This window comes from Streptomyces sp. NPDC057654, assembly GCF_042800135.1.
GTDB lineage: Bacteria > Actinomycetota > Actinomycetes > Streptomycetales > Streptomycetaceae > Streptomyces.
This window is the reverse complement of record NZ_JBHVHQ010000046.1, coordinates 1-21,131: the sequence shown is the minus strand read 5'-3', so window position 1 is coordinate 21,131 and position 21,131 is coordinate 1. Positions and strand designations below refer to the sequence as shown.

Annotated in this window: 17 protein-coding genes; 9 read left to right on the top strand and 8 right to left on the bottom strand. The window is 72.3% G+C overall.

Annotated elements, in window-relative coordinates; all coding sequences use genetic code 11:
• On the bottom strand, positions 1 to 596 hold a 596-nt coding region (locus ACFU99_RS06620; protein ID WP_384386742.1), incomplete at its 3' end, for a nitronate monooxygenase.
• A 165-nt stretch (positions 597 to 761) separates the two neighbouring features.
• Between ACFU99_RS06620 and ACFU99_RS06615 the strand changes: the two genes are divergently transcribed.
• Entirely contained in the window at positions 762 to 2,597 is a 1,836-nt protein-coding gene (locus ACFU99_RS06615; RefSeq protein WP_384386739.1) for a serine hydrolase, read from the top strand.
• A gap of 236 nt (positions 2,598 to 2,833) precedes the next feature.
• Here ACFU99_RS06615 and ACFU99_RS06610 read toward each other — a convergent pair whose 3' ends face one another.
• The 3 genes from ACFU99_RS06610 to ACFU99_RS06600 form a co-directional block, all read right to left on the bottom strand.
• A complete protein-coding gene (locus ACFU99_RS06610) occupies positions 2,834 to 5,176 on the bottom strand; it encodes a tetratricopeptide repeat protein (RefSeq protein WP_384386736.1) in 2,343 nt (780 codons plus the stop codon).
• Positions 5,158 to 6,189: an oxygenase MpaB family protein gene (locus ACFU99_RS06605; protein ID WP_384386733.1), complete on the bottom strand. Its 1,032-nt coding sequence runs from the start codon at positions 6,187 to 6,189 to the stop codon at positions 5,158 to 5,160. The genes ACFU99_RS06610 and ACFU99_RS06605 overlap by 19 nt, the downstream gene beginning before the upstream one ends.
• A gap of 79 nt (positions 6,190 to 6,268) precedes the next feature.
• A complete protein-coding gene (locus tag ACFU99_RS06600) occupies positions 6,269 to 7,915 on the bottom strand; it encodes a glycosyltransferase family 39 protein (protein WP_384386730.1) in 1,647 nt (548 codons plus the stop codon).
• Between the two features lie 202 nt (positions 7,916 to 8,117).
• Here ACFU99_RS06600 and ACFU99_RS06595 point away from each other — a divergent pair, with 202 nt between their 5' ends.
• From ACFU99_RS06595 to ACFU99_RS06580, 4 genes are all read left to right on the top strand, one after another.
• Positions 8,118 to 8,555, top strand: a complete 438-nt coding sequence (locus ACFU99_RS06595) for a GntR family transcriptional regulator (RefSeq protein ID WP_384386727.1) — start codon at positions 8,118 to 8,120, stop codon at positions 8,553 to 8,555.
• Positions 8,556 to 8,662: 107 nt separating this feature from the next.
• Entirely contained in the window at positions 8,663 to 9,562 is a 900-nt protein-coding gene (locus tag ACFU99_RS06590) for an ATP-binding cassette domain-containing protein (RefSeq protein ID WP_384386745.1), read from the top strand.
• On the top strand, positions 9,559 to 10,542 hold the full coding sequence (locus ACFU99_RS06585) for a cell wall protein (RefSeq protein ID WP_384386724.1): 984 nt from the start codon (positions 9,559 to 9,561) through the stop codon (positions 10,540 to 10,542). The genes ACFU99_RS06590 and ACFU99_RS06585 overlap by 4 nt, the downstream gene beginning before the upstream one ends.
• A gap of 76 nt (positions 10,543 to 10,618) precedes the next feature.
• Positions 10,619 to 10,852, top strand: coding sequence for a hypothetical protein (locus ACFU99_RS06580; protein WP_384386721.1), 234 nt, complete (start codon positions 10,619 to 10,621; stop codon positions 10,850 to 10,852).
• A gap of 28 nt (positions 10,853 to 10,880) precedes the next feature.
• Here ACFU99_RS06580 and ACFU99_RS06575 read toward each other — a convergent pair whose 3' ends face one another.
• Both ACFU99_RS06575 and ACFU99_RS06570 read right to left on the bottom strand, forming a co-directional pair.
• The gene (locus tag ACFU99_RS06575) at positions 10,881 to 12,059 is read right to left on the bottom strand and encodes an acyl-CoA dehydrogenase family protein (protein WP_384386718.1); all 1,179 of its coding nucleotides are present in this window, start codon (positions 12,057 to 12,059) and stop codon (positions 10,881 to 10,883) included.
• Positions 12,060 to 12,159: 100 nt separating this feature from the next.
• Positions 12,160 to 12,561 carry a methylated-DNA--[protein]-cysteine S-methyltransferase gene (locus ACFU99_RS06570; RefSeq protein WP_384386715.1) on the bottom strand — a complete coding sequence of 134 codons (402 nt, stop codon included), beginning with the start codon at positions 12,559 to 12,561 and terminating at the stop codon, positions 12,160 to 12,162.
• A gap of 415 nt (positions 12,562 to 12,976) precedes the next feature.
• Here ACFU99_RS06570 and ACFU99_RS06565 point away from each other — a divergent pair, with 415 nt between their 5' ends.
• Positions 12,977 to 13,951 carry a helix-turn-helix domain-containing protein gene (locus tag ACFU99_RS06565; RefSeq protein WP_384386712.1) on the top strand — a complete coding sequence of 325 codons (975 nt, stop codon included), beginning with the start codon at positions 12,977 to 12,979 and terminating at the stop codon, positions 13,949 to 13,951.
• 165 nt (positions 13,952 to 14,116) lie between these two features.
• On the opposite strand, the gene ACFU99_RS06560 is transcribed toward ACFU99_RS06565, so the two are convergent.
• Complete coding sequence (locus tag ACFU99_RS06560; protein WP_384386709.1) at positions 14,117 to 14,698, bottom strand: TetR/AcrR family transcriptional regulator; 582 nt, start codon at positions 14,696 to 14,698, stop codon at positions 14,117 to 14,119.
• A gap of 90 nt (positions 14,699 to 14,788) precedes the next feature.
• Between ACFU99_RS06560 and ACFU99_RS06555 the strand changes: the two genes are divergently transcribed.
• Both ACFU99_RS06555 and ACFU99_RS06550 read left to right on the top strand, forming a co-directional pair.
• Positions 14,789 to 16,015 (top strand): amidohydrolase family protein, encoded by a 1,227-nt coding sequence (locus tag ACFU99_RS06555; protein ID WP_384386706.1) that lies wholly within the window; start codon positions 14,789 to 14,791, stop codon positions 16,013 to 16,015.
• The gene (locus tag ACFU99_RS06550) at positions 16,012 to 16,866 is read left to right on the top strand and encodes an alpha/beta hydrolase (protein ID WP_384386703.1); all 855 of its coding nucleotides are present in this window, start codon (positions 16,012 to 16,014) and stop codon (positions 16,864 to 16,866) included. Before ACFU99_RS06555 ends, ACFU99_RS06550 begins: the two co-directional genes overlap by 4 nt.
• 39 nt (positions 16,867 to 16,905) lie before the next feature.
• Here the strand turns inward: ACFU99_RS06550 and ACFU99_RS06545 are convergent, their stop codons facing one another.
• A complete protein-coding gene (locus ACFU99_RS06545; RefSeq protein ID WP_384386700.1) occupies positions 16,906 to 18,273 on the bottom strand; it encodes a rhodanese-like domain-containing protein in 1,368 nt (455 codons plus the stop codon).
• 750 nt (positions 18,274 to 19,023) lie between these two features.
• Here ACFU99_RS06545 and ACFU99_RS06540 point away from each other — a divergent pair.
• On the top strand, positions 19,024 to 21,009 hold the full coding sequence (locus ACFU99_RS06540; RefSeq protein ID WP_384386697.1) for a methyltransferase domain-containing protein: 1,986 nt from the start codon (positions 19,024 to 19,026) through the stop codon (positions 21,007 to 21,009).
• The last annotated feature ends 122 nt before the right edge of the window (positions 21,010 to 21,131 follow it).

The following is a 21,131-nucleotide window of genomic DNA, read 5'->3' as shown; positions in this document are numbered from 1 at the left end:
GAGGCGATCTCGCCGGTGTGGCCGCCGGCTTCGTAGCCCTGGGCGACGACGATGTCGATGCCGGCGTCCCGGTGGCGGCGTGCGTGGTGGGGGCTGCCCGCCAGGGCGGCGACGAGGATGTCGTGGTCGTGGGCGCGCTCGACGACGTCGGCGGGGGGTGAGCCGAGCGCGTTGGCGAGCAGGGCGATGGGGTAGTCGAAGGCGACGTCGAGCTGGCTGCGGGCGACCTGTTCCATCCAGCCGGTGATGCGCCAGCCGGACGCCTCGCCCTCGGCGAGTTCCGGCACGCCGTGCTTGGCGAGGGTGTCGGCGACGAACTGGCGGTGGGCGGGCGGGATCATCGCCTCGATGTCGGCCTCGGTCACGCCCTCCACCTTCTTGGCGGGCATGACGACGTCGAGTCCGTACGGTCTGCCGCCGGTGTTCGCCTGCATCCAGTCGAGGTCGCGCGCGAGGTCGTCGGCGGCGCCGTAGCGCACCGCGCCGAGGACGCCGAGCCCTCCCGCCCGGGTGATCGCGGCGGCCACCGCCGGGAACGGCGTGAAGCCGAAGATGGCGTGTTCGATGCCCAGCCGCTTGCTCAGCTCCGTCTCCATGCGGGGCAGGATGCCGCAGCGCGGCGTACGAGGGAAGAGATTTTCTGATGCTGCGTCAGATTTCTCGGGCCCTTCCGGCCGTTGACAGAGCGACCGCTCCGGTTGAAAGCTTCACGGGACCGGGCGGATCATGAAAGAAACTTTCAGGACGTGTGGGAGGGTGCGGTGGCCGAGCGCGTGGAGGGCAGTGCGGAGGGCAGTGCGGAGGGCAGTGCGGGTGACGGGATCAGCAGACGCCGGTTCGGGGCCGGGTCGCTCGCGCTCGGCGGGGCGCTGGTGATGGCCGCGCCGCCGGGGGCGGCCTGGGCCGCCGGGACGGGTGGGGCGGGTGAGGTCGGTGGCGGACGTCGTACAACGCTGCGGCGCGGCTCGGCGCACCGCGCGGGGCTGCTCGAACACCATCTCGGGCAGGTCACCGCAGAGGCCGAGGCGTATCTGCGCCCCTCCCCCAAGCACCCGTACTACCCCGGCGCCGTGCTGCTCGCCGGGCGGGGCGGCACGGTCGCGCTGGAGGAGGCCCTCGGCAAGGCGGTGCGCTACGCCCGTTACGACGAGAAGAACGACAGCGGCGTCGAACTCCCCGCCGGCCGGCAGCGCCCCATGACCATGGACACGGTCTTCGACCTCGCCTCCCTCTCCAAGCTCTTCACCTCGGTCCTGGCCGTCCAGCACATCGAGCGCGGCGAGCTGGCGCTGGAGGCCGCCGTGGCCTCGTACCTCCCGGAGTTCGCGGCGGCGGGCAAGCAGGCCATCACCATCCGGCAGCTCCTCACCCACACCTCCGGCTTCCAGCCCGACCTGCCCTTCTACGACCGGCCGACCCGCGAGCAGCGGCTCCAGTCGCTGTGGGACGAGGCCCCACGGCACACCCCCGGCACGGCCTACCTCTACTCCGACCTCAACCTGATCTCCCTCCAGCTCGTCCTGGAGCGGATCACCGGGCGGCCCCTGGACGAACTCGTACGGACCAACATCACCGACCCGCTCGGCATGGCCTCCACCCGCTACAACCCGCCCGCGAGCTGGAAACCGCGCATAGCCGCCACCGAGGACCAGCGCAAGCCGTGGGCCCGGCTGGACCGGGGGCTGGTGTGGGGCGAGGTGCACGACGAGAACGCCTTCGCCTTCGGAGGGGTCGCCGGGCACGCCGGGGTCTTCTCCTGCGCCTGGGACCTGGCGGTCCTGTGCCGGACGCTGCTCAACGGGGGCGCGTACGGCCGGGTCCGCGTGCTGCGCCGCGAGTCGGTGCGGCTGATGTTCACGAACTTCAACACCGCCTTCCCCGGCGACGACCATGGGCTCGGCTTCGAGCTGTACCAGCACTGGTACATGGGCGCCATGGCCACTCCCAGCACGGCGGGCCACACCGGTTTCACCGGTACGTCCATCGTCCTGGACCCCACCACTGACTCGTTCCTCGTCCTCCTCTCCAACTCCGTCCACCCCTGCCGTACCTGGCGCTCCGGCAGCGCGCCACGGGTCGCGACCGGTGACGCGCTGGCCCGCGCCGTGCCGGTGCGGCCGGGGGCCGGTCGTACCGCCTGGTTCTCCGGCATGGCGAGCGCCGCCGATGCCACGCTCTCCCTTCCGCCTCTGTCGATCGCCTCGCGGCGGGCGCGGCTGAGCTGCGACGTGTGGTGGGACGTCGAGCCCTCCGACGCGCTTCGCCTGGAGGCGTCGACGGACAACGGCGGCACGTGGGCGCCGGCCCCCTTCACCACCCGGCCTCCGCGCGGCCGTCCGACGGAGCACCCCGACGCGGTGGCGACCGGCTACAACGGCCGCGTATGGCAACGCGCGGACGCGGACCTCGCGGCGTGGCGCGGCCACCGGGCGGTGCGGCTGCGCTGGCGCTACACCACTGATCAGCGGTACGTGGGGCGAGGGGTGTACGTCGAGGGCCTGCGCGTGACGGACGGAGCCGAGACGTCTTTCGACGAGAGGCGGCCGGGTGATGCGGCGCGGGTGGAGGCGGAGGGGTGGAGGCAGTCGGCGAACTAGCGCTCCGCGGCGGGGCGGGGGCGTCGGGCTGCCGAGGCGCTGCGCGGGCGGCCGGGTGCGCATCTGCGGGTACGTTGGGGCTGGTCGCGCAGTTCCCCGCGCCCCTTCAGGGCTGCACCCGTCGCGCGTGCCCGGCTGCGCCGGGGCGGCAACCGCAAGCCCGGTGCGTCGACTGCGGGCGCGTCATGGCCGATCGCGCAGCGCGCACCGCGCCGCGCGGCGGGGCCCGGTCGGGGCTACCGGCCCAGTACTCCCCGCTGCTGCCTGAGCGCAGCGACCTGGCGGTAGAGTTCGGCGGCTTCCGTCGAGCGGCCTAGTTGTTCGAGGCAGTGGGCCTCGTCGTTGCGGCTGGCCAGGGCGTCGGGGTGGTTGGCGCCCAGGACGCGTTGGCGGGCCTGGGCGACTTGGCGGTACACGGCCAGCGCGTCTGTCCAGCGGCCGAGCCAGCCGAGGCCGACGGCGACTTCGCGGCGGCTGACAAGGGTGTCGGTGTGGTCGGCGCCGAGGACCCGTTCGCGGATCGCGGAGACGTCGCGGGCTTCGGCGAGGGCCTCTTCCCAGCGGCCGAGACGGCCGAGATTGACGCCGAGGCCGTGGCGGGCCCGGAGCGTCTCGGGGTCCGCCGCGCCCTGGGCGCGCGTGCGGTCGTCGACGAGGTCGCGGTAGAGCTCCAGGGCGGCGGCGCTGCGGCCCAGCCGCCCGAGGCAGATGCCCGCCTCGTAGCGGGCGGCGAGGGTGTCCGGGTGGTCGGGCCCCAGCGCCTGGGCGCGGGCGGCGGCGACCTCGCGGTACGTGTCGAGCGCCTCGGACCAGCGGCCGAGCTGGCCGAGCGCGTACCCGACCTCGTAGCGGGTGACCAGGGTGTCGGGGTGGCCGGGGCCCAGGACGCGGGCGCGGGCGGCGGCGACGTCGCGCGCCATCTCGTACGAGTCCTCCAGGCGCCCGAGCCTGCTGAGGTTGTAGGCGAGGTTGTGGCGGCAGCGCAGCGTGTCGGGGTGGTCGGGCCCCATGGTGCGCTCCCGCACGGCGAGCACGGCGGCGTACACCTGGTGCGCCTCGAAGTGCCGGCCGAGCTGCCCGAGCACGTACGCGGTCTCCTGCCGCGCGGCGAGGGTGTCGGCGTGCTCGGCGCCGAGCACCCGTTCCCGGCCGGCCGCGGCCTGCCCGTACTCGCGCAGCGCGTCCGCCGGGCGGCCCAGACGGCTGAGGGTGTAGGCGACCTCGTACCGGCTGGCGAGGGTGTCGGGGTGGTCCGCGCCCAGGACGTGTTCGCGTTCGGCGGCGACGGCGCGGTGCACCTTGCCCGCCTCCTCCCAACGGCCGAGCCGGCCGAGGCTCAGCCCCGCGCCGTGCCGCATGGACAGTTCCTTGAGGACTTCCGGCTCCACGCCGGGCGGCGTCGATCCGGCGAGCGGCGGCGCGGGCCGCCGCGAGTCGGCGTGCCGGGTCCAGGAGCCGGTCAGCGCGTCGGCGTGGTCGGTGGGCGCGGCCGGGAGGGAGCCGGCGGTGGCCTTGGAGCCGGTGGTCATGCCCCGTGCCCAGGCCGGCAGCCGGGTCGGCTCGGGCAGCGCCGTCGGCGGCCATACGGGCTCGGGCCCTGGTACGGATACGGGACCCGGTCCGGGCACCGTCTCGGCGGGCCGGCCCGGGGCGGCCGATCGGGGCCCGCCCGTGGCGACGGTCGGCCGGTGGGCGGCGGGCGGCCGGAGCGCGGTCCAACGGTGGCCCGTACCGTGTGTCTCCGCGATCCGGTGCCCGAGGTCGGCGGCGTCCTGCGGGCGGTCCTCGGGGTCCTTGGCGAGCAGGTCCAGCACGATGCGCTCGAAGGGTTCGGGCAGGTCGGGGCGGTGGTTGCGGAGCGGCTCCGGTGCGGTGTCGCGGTGGCCCACGAGGACGGCCCAGGCGTCGTCGAGGTCGAAGGGCGGGGCTCCGGTGGCGATTTCGTACAGCACGCAGCCGAGCGAGTACAGGTCGCTGCGCCGGTCGACGTGGCCGCCCGCGATCTGCTCGGGCGACATGTAGTGCGGGGTGCCCATGGCGATGCCGGTGCCGGTGAGGCGGCTGGTGAGCCCGATGTCGTGGCCGAGGCGCGCTATCCCGAAGTCGCATATCTTCACGCTGCCGTCGGCCAGCCGCATGATGTTGGCGGGCTTCAGGTCGCGGTGCACGATGCCCTGCCGGTGGGTGTAGGCGAGGGCCGTGGCCACCTGGTCCGCGATGTCGACGACGTCCGGCACCGGCAGCGGGTGGTGCTTGTTGTCCTCCAGGAGCTGGCTGAGGTTGCGGCCCTCCAGCAGTTCCATGACCAGATAGAGGACGCCCTCGGACTCGCCGAAGTCGTGGACGACGGTGACGCCCCGGTGCTGGAGGGCGGCGGCGACCCTGGCCTCCCGCCGGAACCGCTCGCGCAGCACCCGCATGAACGACTGATCGTGCCGCGGCCCCAGGGGGTTCAGGCATTTGACGGCCACCCGGCGGCCGAGCGACTCGTCGAGCGCCCGCCACACCTCGCCCATACCGCCCCGCCCGATCAGGTCGAGCAGTCGGTACCGGCCCTGGATCAGCCTGGTGTCCGCCATCCTCCGCCGCCGCCCCCGTCGTTTCGCGCTGCTGCCCTCCCCGGCCCGTCCAGTATGGCGTCCAGGCTGCGCAGCTTGTAGGCCGAGGGGCGGCTGCCGGGGCCGAGGCGGGCGGCGGCGGTGAGGATGTGTTTGGGCGGAAGTTGCCAGCGTACGGTCGCGGGTACGCGCCGCAGGGCGAGGCCGGCGGCGCGCAGCCTGCGGGCCACGGCGTCCGGGGGCGGCGCGGGACGGCCGTACAGCTCGTGGGCGTACGGGGGCAGGGAGGCGTACGCGAGTGCGGACACCCGTCCCCAGATCACCCGGCGCGCGGGGGTGAGCAGCGGGGGCACGGGCGGGCGGCGCAGGAACTCGTCGACCTCGAACGCCTCCGGGGTGGCGGCCAGTTCCGGGCGGACCTTCTCGAAGTAGGCGGCGAGCTGTCCGGCGTCGGCCGGTACGCGGGCGGGGTCGAGGCCGACCAGCCGGGCGGAGCGGCGGTGTTCGGCTATGTAGGCGTCGGCGGTCGTGTCGGTGAAGGGCAGGCCGGAGGCGCGTACCACGTGCAAGTAGGAGGCGACCTCCGCGCAGTGCACCCACAGGAGCAGCTCGGGGTCGTCGACGCGGTAGCGCTCGCCGGTGTCGGGGTCGGTGGCGGTGAGCCTGCGGTGGATGCCGCGGACGGCGGCCCCGGCCCGCTCGGCGGCGTCCGCGGTGCCGTAGGTGGTGGTGGCGACGAAACCGGCGGTGCGCATCAGCCGCCGCCAGGGGTCCTGGCGGAAGTCGGAGTTCTGCATGATGCCTCGCACGGCGCGCGGGTGGAGCGCCTGGAGCCACAGGGCGCGGACGCCCGCGATCCACATCATGGGGTCGCCGTGCACCTGCCAGGTGACGGAGCCGGGGCCGAAGAGCCCCGGGTCTCCGCTGCTCCGGCTGATCGGGTTGGCGTGACTGATCGGGTTGGCGTGACTGACCGCGTTGATGTGACTGATCGGTTTGATGTGACTGATCGGGTTGTTCTGGCCGTGCCGCATTCCGCTCACCTCCGGGCCGGAGTGTTGACCCTAACGGCCTATCGCCACCACTGGGATCGGCCGGTCGTGCGGAGGCCCTTCAGCAGCCATCGCGCTCGTAAACGTGTGCGCCGTCGATGACCGCGCGCGGCTCGTACCCGTCCGTGAGCAGGCGGCGCAGCTCGGGGTAACGGGAGAGGGAATAAGGCGTGTTGGCGGAGTCGTCCACGAAGACGCAGGGCGGTGCGGTGGCGAGTTCGCGGCGGAAGACGGGCCAGGCGCCCGGGACGGCGTAGGCGGGGCCGACGCTGCGCGTGCCACCGCCGCCGCTGAAGTTGGTGAGCAGCCCGGCGGTGAGGTAGCGGCTGGCGGACGGGCGCTCGGCCAGCCAGTAGATCTCCGGGTGCATCCCCCACACGAAGACGCTCTGTCCGGGTGAGGTGAGCGCCCTGACCGTACGGGCCACCGTCAGCTGTTTGTGCATAAGCGGGGGTTCGGCGTGGACGGCCGCGGCGGTCCAGCCTGCGGCGACGGCGAGAGCGGACAGGGTGACGGCGAGGGTGACCCTGGCTCTTCCGCCGCGGGTCACCAGTCGGCGCAACGGGCTCGGGCTCCTGGACGGCCCCGGGGCCGAGGCCCGGCAAACGAGGTCGACGGCGCGCAGCGCCAGCAGGGCTATGGGCGGGATGAGCTGGAGGAAGTAGTGCCCGTAGTAGTGCCAGCCCACGGACACGGCCGCCGCCGACGCGACCAGCCACAGCACGAGGGCCCGGTCGGCGGCGTCACAGCCGCGGAGGGAGCGCCTCGGCCTGCGCCACGGCAGCAGCGGGACGAGGACCGCGCACGCGGCGAAGACGGTCAGCAGGCAGGCGAGGTTGGTCAGCCCGTGGCGCAGCACTTCGCCCGCGCCCGGCGGCGAGGTCGCGTAGGAGCCGGAGGAGAGGAAGACCCAGAAGACGAACCGGTGCCCGCCGAGCAGCGCCGCGCACCCCAGGAGGGGAATGAGCGTGCCGCCCGCGAGCGCCGCCGCGTCGCGCCATCGCCTGGACCAGGGCCGGGGCCCGGTGAGTGCGCCTACGGCCAAGGGAAGCAGGGGCGCGAGACCGACCTGTTTGGTGAGGGTGGCGACGGCCACGGCCAGGCCCGCGGCGAGGTAGCGGCCGCCCGCGCCGTAGTAGAGCGCGGCGGCGGTCGCGGGCAGCATGAAGAGCTCGAAGGAGGCGGCCATCGCGTCCGGCGCCGGGAGGGCCGCGGACGCGGCGACGGTCAGGACGCCGGCCGGGAGCGCCGCCCAGGGGCCGAGCCGGCGTTCCGCGAGCCGCGCGGTGTACACCGCCGTGAGGGCGAGCGCGGCCACGGCCAGCAGGCGCACCAGGAGCAGCGCGTGCGGTCCCGCGAGCGCGGAGCAGGCTTCGTACAGCCAGGGCATGAGGGGCGGTTTGCGGTCCACGACGTCGACGTACATCCGTCCGCCGGTCCGGAGCGTGGCCGCTTCCGTGCCGAGGTAGCCCTCGTCCGCGCTCCAGAAGGGGCGGTGGAAGGAGGGCAGGCGCACCAGGGCCGCCAGCAGGAGCAGGCACGCGCCGTGTACGAGCGGCCGGCGGCGGCTGCCGGCCCCGGAGCCCGTTCCGCCGCGCCGGGGAAGGCCGGGCGGCCGGTCGCGGACCGGGCCGCTCGGGGCCGGGCCGGTCAGGGCCGAGCCGGTCCGTACCGGCCTGGCCGCGTCCGCTGGGGCGATCGGCGACACGGGTTCCTCCACCCTCCACAAAGTCCATCAGATACCTAGTGGAGTGAGTATTGGTGTGAGGGTGTGAAACTGTCAACCACAGCTGTTTTGTAAGCTCCACGAGCCACATAAACCGCTCTCACCTGCGGCTATTCGGAATCCAGCGAAAAGAAGACGTGATCCCCTCAGTCCACCACCCACCTAGTGGTGAGATAGTGCCCTCGTGGACTTTCGGATTGAGCGGAACACCGGGGTGGCCCCGTACCAGCAGATCGTCCGGCAGGTGAAACAGGCGCTGCGCCTGGGTCAGCTCGTGCCGGGCGACAAGCTGCCGTCGGCGTCGGAGGTGGTGGCGGCGACCGCGATCAACCCCAACACGGTCCTGAAGGCGTACCGGGAGCTGGAGCACGAAGGGCTGGTCGAGACCCAGCAGGGCCGCGGGACGTTCGTACGGACGTCCCTCGCCCAGCCGGGCACCGCGTCCGGCTCGCCGCTGCGGGACGGCCTGCGCGTGTGGATGGCCTCGGCCCGCGCCGCCGGGCTGGAACGGGAGGACGTCGCCGCGCTTCAGGCCGCCGAACTCGACACCTTCTTCCCCCTGCATCCCCCGCATCCTCCGCGTCCCCCGGTCCGCCGGGACACAGCGATCGGGGAACGGTGACCGCGCCGCACCGGCGCCGGCCCGCGCACGACGGGGCTGTCACCGGACCCGCTCATGACGGCACCGACGCCGCCGCCGCTCCCGCGCTGGAGGCGGCCGGGCTCGGCATCCGCGACAACGGCGAGTGGATCCTGCGCGACAGCACCTTCCGCGTCCCGCGCGGGCGGATCGCTGCCCTCGTGGGGCCCAACGGGGACGGGAAGAGCACGCTCCTCGCCATAGCCGCCGGGCTGCGCCCGGCGACCGAGGGCTCCTTGCGGGTCCTGGGCTGCCCGCCGGGCAGCCGGGCCGCCCTGCCCCGCGTCGGCGTGCTCCTCCAGGACAGGCCGCTGCACAAGGCGTTCACCGTCGCCGAGACGCTGCGGATGGGCCGCCGGCTCAACCCCGCCTGGGACGATGCGGTGGCCACCTCGGTCCTGGAGGACGCGGACGTACCCCTGCGCGCCAAGGTCGGCAAGCTCTCGGCGGGCAGGCGCACGTGCGTGGCCCTGGCGCTCGCCCTGGGCAAGCGTCCCGATCTGCTGCTGCTCGACGAGCCGATGGCCGACCTGGACCCGCTGCGCCGCCACGCCATGACGGCCGCGCTGATGGCCTCGGCCGCCCGGCACGGCACGACCATCCTCATGTCGTCGCACATCGTCGCCGAGCTCCATCTGATCTGCGACTACGTGCTTCTCATGGCGCGCGGGCGGGTCCTCATCGCCGACGACACGGATTTCGTGCAGGCCGCGCACTCCCTGGTCACCCACACCCTCGACGACCCCGCGGCCGTCCCGCGCGTGCCGCGCGGCGGCGGCACCGTGATCGAGACCCGTACGAGCGGACGCCGGCTCACCGCGCTGCTGCGACTGCCCACGCACGCCGACGGCGCCGCGACCGCCGATCCGCCCGCCCTGGACGAGATCCTCCTGGCCTATCTGCGCAACCCCGACGCCCCGCCGCTGCTCGCCCCCGGCGAGACGGAAGAACACCCCTCCCCCGACACGCGCCAGGGGCGCGGGCGGTGACGGGGCTCATCTGGCCTGTCTGGCGACAGCACCGCACGGCGTACTGCGTCCTTCTCGCGCTCGCCGCGCTCTCCTCGGCGTGGGCGCTGTGGCAGCATCACACGCTGGTCACCGGCGTCCATGACTGGGCCGCGGCCTGCCGCGACGCCGCGTGCGGCGTGCTGACCGCGGACAGCGGTCCGGCGGACAGCGCGCAGATCATCCAGAACGAGGCGCACACCGCGCTGCGCTACCTCCCCCTGGCGGTCAGCGCCCTCATCGGGGCCCCCTTGTTCGCTCAGGACATGGAGAGCGGCACCCACCGGCTGGCCTGGACCCAGTCCACGAGCCGTACGCGCTGGGCCGCCGCCAAACTCGGCGTCGCCGCCCTCCTCACCGCCGTCGCGGCCCTCCTGATCACCGCGCCCGTCACCTGGTGGTGGCACACGATCCGGCACGGCCGCGACGAGAGCGGCGCCGTCGGCGCGGCGTGGCGGGCGCATGCCCCGCAGAGCGACTGGTCCTTCCTCCCGTATACGGGACCGGCCGGCATCGCTCATCTCCTGCTGGCCCTCGTGACGGGCGCGGCCGTCGGCCTGCTGCTACGCCGCCTGCTGCCCGCCGTCGCGGTGTCCGCCGCCGTGACCCTCGGCGTGCAGTACGCCCTGGACCAGCTGCGTCCGCATCTGCTCACCGCGACCGTCACCCGGCACGCGGTCAACGTCTCCCCCGCCTCGCCCGTCAACAGCTGGCACCTGGGTCAGGGCTTCGCCCGCACCGACGGCGGCCTCACCGACTACGTCGACCCGTGCCCGCCCAGCGACTGGGCCGCCCAGCTGCGCTGCGAGCAGGCCCACCACATCGCGGGCTCGTACAGCCGCTATCTCCGCCCGTCCCAGCTGGCGCCCCTCCAGTGGCTGGAGACCGGCATCTGCCTGGCCGCGGCGGCACTGCTCGCGGTGCTGTGTCTGTACGGCGTGCGCCGCATCAGAACCCGCTGACCACGGGCGCGGCCCCTCCACCCTCGTGGCCTGGCCCTTTGCCCAATAATTCGAACATACGATCTACTCGTGTCCTATGAGCTACCTCTTCCCCGCCGACCTCCTGGAGACCCAGACCGAGTGGTACGCCACGTACTGGCTGCTCGCCGGCGTCCCCTCCCCCACCACCACGGCCGCCCACCGCCACCGCCTCCAGCAGTTGTCCGCCCGCATCGCCGGACACCCCTACTGGCAGACCCCGGCCGGCACCCCCGCGGCGCGCATGGCTCTCAAGGAGCTCGCCCGCGTCCGCGCGGAGGGGCGGCGGTGACGTTCGCGTACGGCAGCCGGTGACGCGATCAGCGCCGGACCCGCGGCATTCCCAGGCCGATCCAGGAGATGATCTCCCGCTGGATCTCGTTGTTGCCGCCGCCGAAGGTGAAGATGACGGCGCTGCGGTAGCCGCGTTCGAGTTCGCCGTGGAGGACCGCGCCGGCCGAGCCCTCCTTCAGCGGTCCGGCGGCGGCCGCGATCTCCATGAGCCAGGCGTAGGCGTCGCGCCGTGCCTCGGAGCCGTAGACCTTGACGGCGGAGGCGTCCTGGGGGGTGAGGGTGCCGTGCTGGAGGGCGTCGACCATGCGCCAGTTGAGCAGTTTCATCGCGTCGAGCCGGGCGTGGGTACGGGCGAGGCGGCCGCGTACCCAGTTCAGGTCGATGACGCGGCGGCCGTCGGCGAGCTTGGTGTCGGCCGCCCAGCGGCGGACGTCGGCGAGGGCGCGGATGGCCATGGTGCCGTGGGCGGCGAGGGTGACGCGCTCGTGGTTGAGCTGGGTAGTGATCAGCCGCCAGCCCTTGTTCTCCTCGCCGACGCGGCGGGTGACGGGGACGCGGACGTTCTCGTAGTAGCTGGCGGTGGTGTCGTGGGAGGCGAGGGTGTTGATGAGGGTGCAGGAGTAGCCGGGGTCGGCGGTCGGGACGAGGAGCATGGTGATGCCCTTGTGCGGCGGGGCCTGGGGATCCGTACGGACGGCGAGCCAGACCCAGTCGGCCGTGTCGCCGTTGGTGGTCCAGATCTTCTGGCCGTTGACCACGTAGTCGTCGCCGTCCCGCACGGCGCGGGTCTTGAGCGCCGCGAGGTCGGTGCCCGCGTCCGGCTCGCTGTAGCCGATGGCGAAATCGATCTCGCCGGAGAGGATGCGCGGCAGGAAGTACCGCTTCTGCTCCTCGGTGCCGAACTGCATGATCGTCGGGCCGACGGTGTTCAGCGCCATGAGCGGCAGCGGCACGCCCGCCTGGGCTGCCTCGTCGAAGAAGATGAACTGCTCCATGGGCGTCATACCGCGCCCGCCGTACTCCTCCGGCCAGCCGACGCCGAGCCGCCCGTCGGCGCCGAGGCGGCGGACGGTCTCACGGTAGAAGCGCTTCTGCGCGGCGGGGTCGGCGTAGCGGGCGTAGGCGTTGTCGGGCACCAGCTCCGCGAAGTACGCGCGCAGTTCGGCGCGCAACCGCTGCTGTTCCGGCGTGTATTCGAGGTGCACGGGCCCTCCTGGAGGCTGGGATCGCGCGGACTCCGCGCCGACCGCGCACAGACTAGAACCCGTTACAGAAATTAGGAACCCGCGGCAGCGGACGAATCCGTTACGGCATCGCAACGGGCGTGCGCATCGCGATCTCGACCTGCCCCTCGTGCAGGAGCAGTTGCCGCTCGCGGTCGAGGCCGCCCGCGTAGCCGGTCAGGGAGCCGTCCGCGCCGATGACGCGGCGGCAGGGGCGTACGACCGGCAGCGGATTCGCGCCGATCGCGGCGGCGAGGGCCCGTACAGCGGAACGCGGCGCTCCGAGGCTGTCGGCGAGGCGGCCGTACGTGGTCGTGGTCCCGTACGGGATGACGTCCAGGGCCTGCCGTACACGCTGCTGGAATTCGGTGCCGGGCGCGGCGTATTCGATGTCGAAGCTGGTCAGGCGGCCCTCGAAGTACGAGCGCAATTGCGCGGCGACGGCGGCGAACGCGTCGGGGGCGTGGTGCCGCCCTTCTTGCACGACCGCCCTGTTCCGCTGTCCTCGCGTCGATACGGACGCGAGTGCCGTGCCGCCGCGTGCGGGCGCCCCGCTCGCCACCCGCCCCTGGACGCCCGCAGCGCGGTGTCAAGGCGTACGGGGCGGGTGCGGGCGCCGGGTCGACAGCGTCCGGCGCGGGCAGGCGCCAATTGTCTCGCCCCCCGTGCGAGGCAATTGGCGTGAATCCTGCCGGTCGTCGACGTGCTTCGACGCCTCGTCGCCATTGACGCTTTCGCTTCGACGGATGACGACTCTAGGCTGGCTGTGTTCCGCCGAGTTTGCTGAGCGTGCACGAAACTTGGTCGGTTGTGCGCCGACCCGTGCATGCTGCGCCGCGATACCATCTGCCCCGCAGACCCACTGCCCGCCAGAGCCTCTCAGGGAGGGGGCGTCCTGGGTGCGCGAGTCACTGGACACCAACGCCTTTCCGCCGGGAGACCGGGAAGAACTCATCCGGCACGCGGTATGGGAATCCGTCGTGCGCATCGACATCAATCACCACCTCCCGCCGCAGGATCTCTCGGTCCAGGTGGAGCTGGACAATGCCGGGGTCATCGGCATCTGCTCCGCGCAGGCCACCGGTCTGACGATTCAGCGGACGCCGCGGCTGGCACGGGAGGACACGGAGCCGGCCGTGTTCCTCGGGCTCCAGATGTCGGGCTCCAGCATGGTGATTCAGAACGGGCGCGAGGCCCTGCTGAAACCCGGCGACTTCGCCCTCTACGACACGGCTGTCCCCTACACGCTCGCCTTCGATTCGGGCGTCGATCAGCATTTCCTGCGCTTCCCGCGCGCGGCGCTCGCGCTGCCCGAACGGTCGCTGCGCGAGATCACCGCCACGACGCTGGGCCCCGACAACCCCGTCGCCGGGCTCGCGGCCGGATACTTCAAGCAACTGGCCGTCACCGAGGCCCTGCACCGCGGCCCGAACGCCGAGGCGATAGCGGAGCCCAGCATCGAGCTGGTCCGCGCGGTCGTCGCCTCCCAACTGGGCAACTCGGACCTGGCCCGCGCCCCCATGGCCGAGACCCTGAACCTGCGCATCATGCGTTACCTCCGCACCCACCTCGCCGACCGCGACCTCTCCGCCGAACGGATCGCCGCCGCGCACGGCATCTCGGTCCGCCATCTGTACGCGGTGCTGGCGAAGTCGAACGTCACGCTCGGCGAGTGGATCCGCTCGCACCGCCTGGAGGAGTGCCGCCGCGAACTCGCCGACCCGCGGGCCCGCTACCGGACGATCGCGGCGATCGCGCGCGGCTGGGGCTTCGTGGACGCCACGCATTTCAGCAAGGTGTTCAAGCAGGCGTACGGGCTGACCCCGCGGGCCTGGCGCAACCTCGACCGGCCTGTGGAGGAGGTCGACGGCTGACGCGAGCGGCGACCGGCGACCGTGTCCGTGGACGGCTCCGGCGGTCGGTCCACCGTCAGCGGTCAGAAGTCAGGAGTCAGCGGTCAGGGGGCAGTCGTCACAGGCAGGTGGTGCCGCCGGGGCGCCCAAACGTCATGGCGAATCGCCGTCCGTCCAGGCGCCATCTCATGCGGATCGCCCGTCTGCCGGTCGCATGCGCAGGATCAAGGTGACCGCGTCCTCCGGGCGGGTTCCCGGAGTCAGGATCTCCTGCAAGAGGAGGCCGCGGATCGCGGCAACGGTGACGGCGGCCACATCTCGCGCTTCCTTCGCATCGAGCCCTTCGCGTTCCGCGAGTGACGACAGCATCGCGGTCAGGTCGCCGATCGACTCCACGAACTCACGGAAGTCCTCGGGGCCGTACGCGGCCAGTCCGGCGACGTAGAAGAAGCCGCGGGCACGCGACAGTCGCTCCGGCCGGGTATAGGCACGCCAGATCGCCACGACGAAATCGTCGAAGGTGCCCTGTCGGGCGGCCTCCAAGAGTGTCTCGTTGTCACGGGATCGCTGCGCCTCAAGCAGGGCGGCCAAGACGCCCGAGAGCGACCCGAAGTGGTAGCGCAGCAGGGCGTGGCTGGTCTCGATCCGGGCGGCGACCTCACGGAGCGACGTCTCCGGCGGGGGCAGGGCCTCGCCGAAGGCGTCGAGAAGCCGTGCCAGGAGTCGCTCGCGCGCGCTGCCCTTGCGTTCCGCGGTTGACAGGGTCACTCCCGTAGTTTATCCATTGGAAAAAGGATGGGCGGTTCCATGGTGCTCCACACATGGTCGCAGTCAGCTCGCAACGGCGGAGGATCGGCTATGGGACCTGCTCACGTAGTCGGCGCGGCGGTCATCGACGGCTCGGGGCGCGATCCCGGCAACGTCGACGTCACTGTCGAGAACGGCCGCGTCACCCGGCTGGGCGCCTCCAGCGCGTACGGCGAGCGTCTCGACGCCGAGGGATTGACGATGACGCCCGGCCTGATCGACGCTCACGTCCACCTGGGCCTGTCGAGCCCGATCCAGCCGCACTTCTCGTTTCGGATCAGCGCCGCCGAGATCGCGGCGGACATCTTCGCCACGGCCGGCGCGGCGCTCGACGCCGGCTTCACCACTGTTCGCGACACCGGCGGGATCGACGGCGGCGTCGTCACCGCGATCGCGAAGGGCAAGGTCAGAGGACCGCGCGTCCTGTCGTGCGGACCTGTCCAGTGCCAGGTCGGCGGGCACGGCTACTACGGAGCCGAATGGGAACCCACCGAGTTGTGGAGCAGCCACCACATCCCGGGCCTGTGCGCCCTCTCCATGATGGCGGGCAACGCGGACGAGCTACGGCACAACGTCCGCGAAGCCTTCCGCCGCGGAGCCTCCTTCCTGAAGCTCTGCGTGACCGGCGGAGTGGTGGGCGCACACGACCGACTGACCGACACCCAGTTCACCGTCGAAGAGATCGCTGTCGCGGTTCAAGAGGCCGCGGCACGGAACACCTACGTGACCGTCCACGCCCACAACAACGAGGGCATACGCAACGCGGTCGAGGCCGGGGTGCGCTGTGTCGAGCACGGCACCAGCCTCGACGCGTCCACAGCGGCCCTGATGGCCGCTCGCGAGGTCGCCCTCGTGCCCACGTTCGCCGTCGTCGAGCAGTTGCTGCACGACACCGCCGGAGCCGGTCTCGCCGAGTCGACCCGCGACCGGGCCGAGGGCGCACGCGAGCGGATGACGGAGGCTCTCACTGTCGCCAAGCACGCGGGGGTGCGGATCGGGCTTGGGTCCGACCTCATCGGCCCGGCCCAGGACCGTCGCGGCAAAGAACTCAGCCTGCGCGCCGCCATCGAGACGCCGATGGAGGCGCTCGTGGCGGCGACCCGGACCAACGCCGAGATCCTCGGCCTGTCCGGCCAGGCGGGTGTCATCGCTCCCGGCGCGCAGGCGGACCTCGTTCTGTGGAACGGCAACCCGCTCGAAGACCCGGAACTGTTCTCCGACCCCGCCAACGCCGTCCTCGTGATCCAGGCCGGCCGCATCGTAAAGGACCTCAGATGAGCACCATGTGGCAGGGCTGCCTCGCCCACACCGACTACTTCGAGACGCGCTCCAGCGGCGGGCACGACTACGGCGTCTGGGTCACCACGCCACCGCGCTACGACCCTGCCACGTCGCAAGCGCCTGTCGTGTACGTGCTCGACGGCAACTGGGCCGTGGGCATGACCGCCCCGCTCATCGTCACGCAACTGGACCCCATGCAGGCGATTCGGCCCTACGTGCAAGTCAGCGTGGGTTACGCGGGCGAGGAAGCGGAGCACTGGGAGCGGTTGCGCAACCGGGACCTCGTGCCCCCCGGCGAACCCATCGCGAAGGAGTTCGTCGACGCGGTGGAGATGGGGGTCGCGGCGGGCACGACGACTCGCGAGCAGGCTGACGCCTACCTCGCCGAATTGAGCGACAGCCGCGCGGACCTGTTCCTGGACTTCCTCACCGACGACCTGCACCCGCGGATCGAACGCGACTACGGCACAGCCCCGAGCGGTCACGGCCTCTTCGGCTATTCCTACGGCGGACTCTTCAGTCTCTACGCCTGGCTCACCAAGGGCGCCTTCTTCGAGAGCGTCGGCGCGGGCAGCCCCGGCATCGTCAACGCGGACAGCCAGGTCTTCGCTCGTCTGCAAGCCACGGGTGACGCCCTGCCCGCTGCCAAGCTTCACGTGACCTTCAACGACCGGGAGATCCTCGGAGACCTGGCGGTCTACCAGAATCTCACGAAGAACACGGCCACGTTCCTTCACCGCCTCACCTCACGCGGCGGATCCGTCACCAGCGCACTCATGCACGACACGCACGTGACGGGGCTCCAGGCATCGTTCCTCAGCTATCTCAGGGCCTGCCGTGCCCAGTAGACCTGGACGCCGCGGCTCCGCCTGACCGCCGTACCGGGCTCAGGAACCGACGACGCGCAGCCCCGCCTCCGCCGCGGACTCGAAGCCGTCGTCCACCGCGACGACCCGGCGGCCCACGGCGTCGAGGAGGGAGGCGCCGATGGCCGCGCGCATGCCGCCGGCGCAGTGCACCCATACGGTGCCGGGCGGGACCGTGTCCAGGCGGTCGTGGAGTTCATGGATCGGGATGTGCACCGCGCCTTCGACGCATCCGGCCGCGCGTTCCACGGCGCGGCGCACGTCGAGCACCACGACCGGCTCGCCGCGCTCGCGGGCGGCGGCGAGATCGGCGAAGGAGGCGCGGGGGAAGGAGGCGAGGCGGTCGCCGGCCGGTATCCAGGTGTACGGGTCACCGGTGGCGGCGCCTGCCGGGCGGTCGATGCCGACGCGCACCAGTTCACGCTGGGCGGCGGCGATCTGGTCGGGGGTGTCGGCGAGCAGCGTGACGGGCTTGCCCCAGGGGATCAGCCAGGCCAGGTACGTGGCGAGTCTGCCGTCGCCCTCGAAGTTGTACGACCCGGCCACGTGCCCTTCCGCGAAGGCGACGCGGCCGCGCAGATCCACCGCCCACTCCCCCGCCGCCAGCCGCTCCGCGATCCGCGCGGCGTCGGCGGGCTCGGGCGGAGTCAGGTCGACGGGGGCGGGGCCGGCGGCGTTGGCCGGGCCCATGTGCGCGTAGTAGGCGGGTATCTCCTCCAGCCCCGCCAGCAGTTGGGCGACAAACGCGTCCGCGTCCAGGGTGAGGGCGTCGTTGGTGCGCCGCTCCTTGCCGATGGTCGTGGCGTCGCCCGCGGCCTGCGACGAGGAGGAGCAGAAACTGCCGAAGCCGTGCGTGGGCAGCACCCGCACCTCGTCGTCGAGCGCGGCGGCGAGCCGGTGGGCGGAGGCGTGCTGCTCGCGGGCCAGCCGCTCCGTCAGCCGCGGCTCCACCAGGTCCGGCCGCCCGACGGTGCCGATGAGCAGCGACCCGCCGGTGAAGGCGGCCACCGCGCGCCCGCCGTCCTCCAGTACGTACGAGGTGTGGTGCGGCGTGTGGCCCGGCGTCGCTACGGCGCGCAGCACCAGGCCCTCGTCCACGTCGGCCGTGTCGCCGTGCTCGACGGGGGTACGGGCGAAGGCGACGTCGGCGGCGGCCGGGACCAGATAGCGCGCCCCGGTCACCCGGGCCAGCTCCAGACCGCCGGAGACGTAGTCGTTGTGCACATGCGTCTCGGCCACGTACACGATCCGCGCTCCGCGCCGGGCGGCGGCCGCGATCACCTGGTCGATGTCGCGCGGCGGGTCGACCACGACCGCCCGCCGCGCACCACCCGCCAGGTAGCTGCGATTGCCCAGGCCCTCGAACTTCAGGGTGTCGACGAAGAACACGGTTCCGGCTCCTTCACACGGCAATGTATGACCGGGGTCCGGGCTGTCCTGGGGGCTGATGCGGTGTGGTCGCCCGTCCGGCATTGCCTCTATGACTGCGGGTACCGCACCGCCGACGGTCCGAACCGTCTCGCCCGCGGGCGAACGCCCTAGGTTCTGTTGTCGAATGTCACGCCCACATCAAGGGGGAGGCGAGGGCGACGGCTGCTTCGTAGGACTGGGTGGTCCGCGCGGTCGCTGTGGCGCCGACGCTTCGTGTTCGCGGTGCCCATGTCAACCCATCCGGATTTCACAAGCACGCATGCGTGCAACGCGTGCACGCATGCGTGGTGCTGGGCTCCTTCTTCTTGGCCGACAGCGGATGTCTTGTGGAGCCATGCCCGCACCGTCGCGGCATCCTCGACGCCGCCGGCGCCAGCGCCGCCCCGGACGGGTCTCCGACGGCGCACAGGGCGGAATGAACGAACGAACAAAACGATCGAGCCGCCCCGGGCCCCGAACAGACCGGCCCTGAACAGTGGAGAGTGTTGTGAACTCGACGCCAGAATCCGGCATCACCGTAGGCAATGCGGTCGTCCTGCCCGCCCATCGGAAACTCCGGCGGTGCGCCCTTCCCGAGGGGCCCCGCCACGACCTGTACCCGCGGTGCGGAGCCGTCGCTCCCGCGCGCTCGAAGGACATGTCCGGCCGGCTGCAACTCGGCCGCGTCCGCCTGCGGGAAGCCCGCGCCCACCTGCGGGGAGGCCACCGATGACCACCACCGCCCGGCCTCGGCGCGTTCCCCTGCCGGACAGCGTGACCGTCATCGACAGCGACACGCCCGACCCCTACCGAGGCAAGGTCGTCTCCACCTACGCCGACGACCCCGGCGACTGGCGCAAGGTCCTCGGCGACACCTGCCTGTTCGAGTGGGGCATCTACGAAGGCGCCCGCCGCCCCCTCAACCTCGGTGAGGCCGGAGTCCGCTTCTTCGACCGCCAGCTCCACCACGCCGGCCTGCTCACCGGCCCCCGCCCGCCGATCGGCCGCGTCCTCGACCTCGGCTGCGGCTGGGGATTCATCACCTACCTGCTCGCCCGCCGCTTCCACGACACCCCACGCATCGACGCGGTCAACATCAGCCCGGAACAACTCGCCTACTGCGCCGACTACTTCGCCGACCACGACCTCAGCGACCGCATCAGCCTGTACCTGTGCAACGGCCAGGACATCGACCGCCTCCCCGACCCGCAGATTCCCTACGACCTCGTCGTCATCCGCGGTGTCTACACGCACTTCCGCGACGACGTCTTCGAACAGTCGCTGAAAGCCCTCGCCACCCGGGTCCGTCCAGGCGGCACCGTCATCATCTCCGACACCCTGTTCAAGGGGAATCTCGACGGCTACACCTCCGAGATCCACGACGACGTCGACCGGCTCGCCTGCGGAAACCGCAAGACGCCCGAATACTTCGCCGACGCCATCCGGTCGAACGGCTTCTCCATCGCCGACATGCGCGTCCTGCCGTCCAACGCCGACGTCGCCCACTGGTTCGGCCAAGTGAAATCCAACATCGGACGCTGCTTCCCCACAGGCACCGCCGGCCCCCTGGAAGAATTACGCGTCATGGCCGACAACATGTCCGCCGGCCTCCTGCACGACAAAGTCTCCGCCTACAGCATCATCGCCCGGCGCTCCCCGTCTCCGGAACGCCCGGTGGGGACCGCGAAGACCACTGTCCGGACGACGGCCGACGACGTGGCCGCACACGGGACAGCCGGCCACCCGCTCGGCCGAGTGGGTCTGGGCAGCACACCGGCCTCCGGTCCGCCGCGGCGAGTCGGCCGCGGTCGCCCACGTCCGTTTCCCTCGGTTCGCCCCGTGCTGCCCGTACCGAAAGGCAGGTCCACCATGGCACAGCAATCGCAGCCGACTTCTGACGACGTAGCGCAGATGTACGACCGGCTCACCGACGTGCTCACCCAGGCGCTCGGCGGCAACATCCATGTCGGCCTGTTCGGCCGGGCCGGTGCGGAACATCCGGTCGGGGCGGCCACGGACGCGCTGACCGACGCGGTGGCCGACCTCCTCGGCCCACTCGCCGGCGAGGACGCGCATCTGCTGGACATCGGGTGCGGCACAGGGCGGCCCGCACTGCGGATCGCCGAGCGGACCCGGGGTGCGGTCACCGGAATCACCGTCAGCGACTACCAGGTGCGGCAGGCCCGACAGGCTCTGGACGAGTGGTCCGCGGCACGTCCCCGCGCCGCGGGTACCCGCTTCGAACTGGCCGACGCCACACGACTCCCCTATGCCGACGCGTCGTTCGCCGCGGCCTGGGCCATCGAATCGCTGCTGCACATTCAGAACCGGCCGGCCGCGCTCGCCGAGGCGCACCGGGTCGTGCGACCGGGCGGCAGGCTGGTCGTGGCCGATCCGTTGTTGCGCGGCACGGTCCACGGCTCGGCCAAGGCGGCGGTGGAGGCCACCGCGGGCGTCTTCCAGGTCGCCTCAATGGCAACCGAGCAGGAGTACCGGCAGCAGCTGGCCGATGCCGGCTGGAAGGTGCTGGAGTTCACGGACATCGGGGACGAGGTGCGTCCCACGTATCAGCGGATCACCGCGCTGATGCGGCAACTGGCCGACGAGGCGCCGCAGGAACTGGGCGCTCAGCTCACCGACGGGGCGGCCGCACTCGACGCCTTCGCCGCACTGCCCGAGTCGGGCTACGCCCTGCTTGCCGCGGAGCGTTCCTGACATGGCGGGCAACACCGACAGGCCGCCTGCGGATGCCGCCCGCTGCCCGGTGCGAGGCGGAGCGGGCCCCCACGGCCTCGCGGCCGGGGGGCCGGTAGCGGCCCCGCTGGCGCCGGGGGCCC

Bases quoted from the DNA above. Each gene is read 5' to 3' on its own strand.
- ACFU99_RS06610 (WP_384386736.1), bottom strand. From the start codon at position 5,176: ATGGCGGACACCAGGCTGATCCAGGGCCGGTACCGACTGCTCGACCTG.
- ACFU99_RS06605 (WP_384386733.1), bottom strand. From the start codon at position 6,189: ATGCGGCACGGCCAGAACAACCCGATCAGTCACATCAAACCGATCAGT.
- ACFU99_RS06580 (WP_384386721.1), top strand. From the start codon at position 10,619: ATGAGCTACCTCTTCCCCGCCGACCTCCTGGAGACCCAGACCGAGTGG.
- ACFU99_RS06555 (WP_384386706.1), top strand. From the start codon at position 14,789: ATGGGACCTGCTCACGTAGTCGGCGCGGCGGTCATCGACGGCTCGGGG.
- ACFU99_RS06550 (WP_384386703.1), top strand. From the start codon at position 16,012: ATGAGCACCATGTGGCAGGGCTGCCTCGCCCACACCGACTACTTCGAG.
- ACFU99_RS06540 (WP_384386697.1), top strand. From the start codon at position 19,024: ATGACCACCACCGCCCGGCCTCGGCGCGTTCCCCTGCCGGACAGCGTG.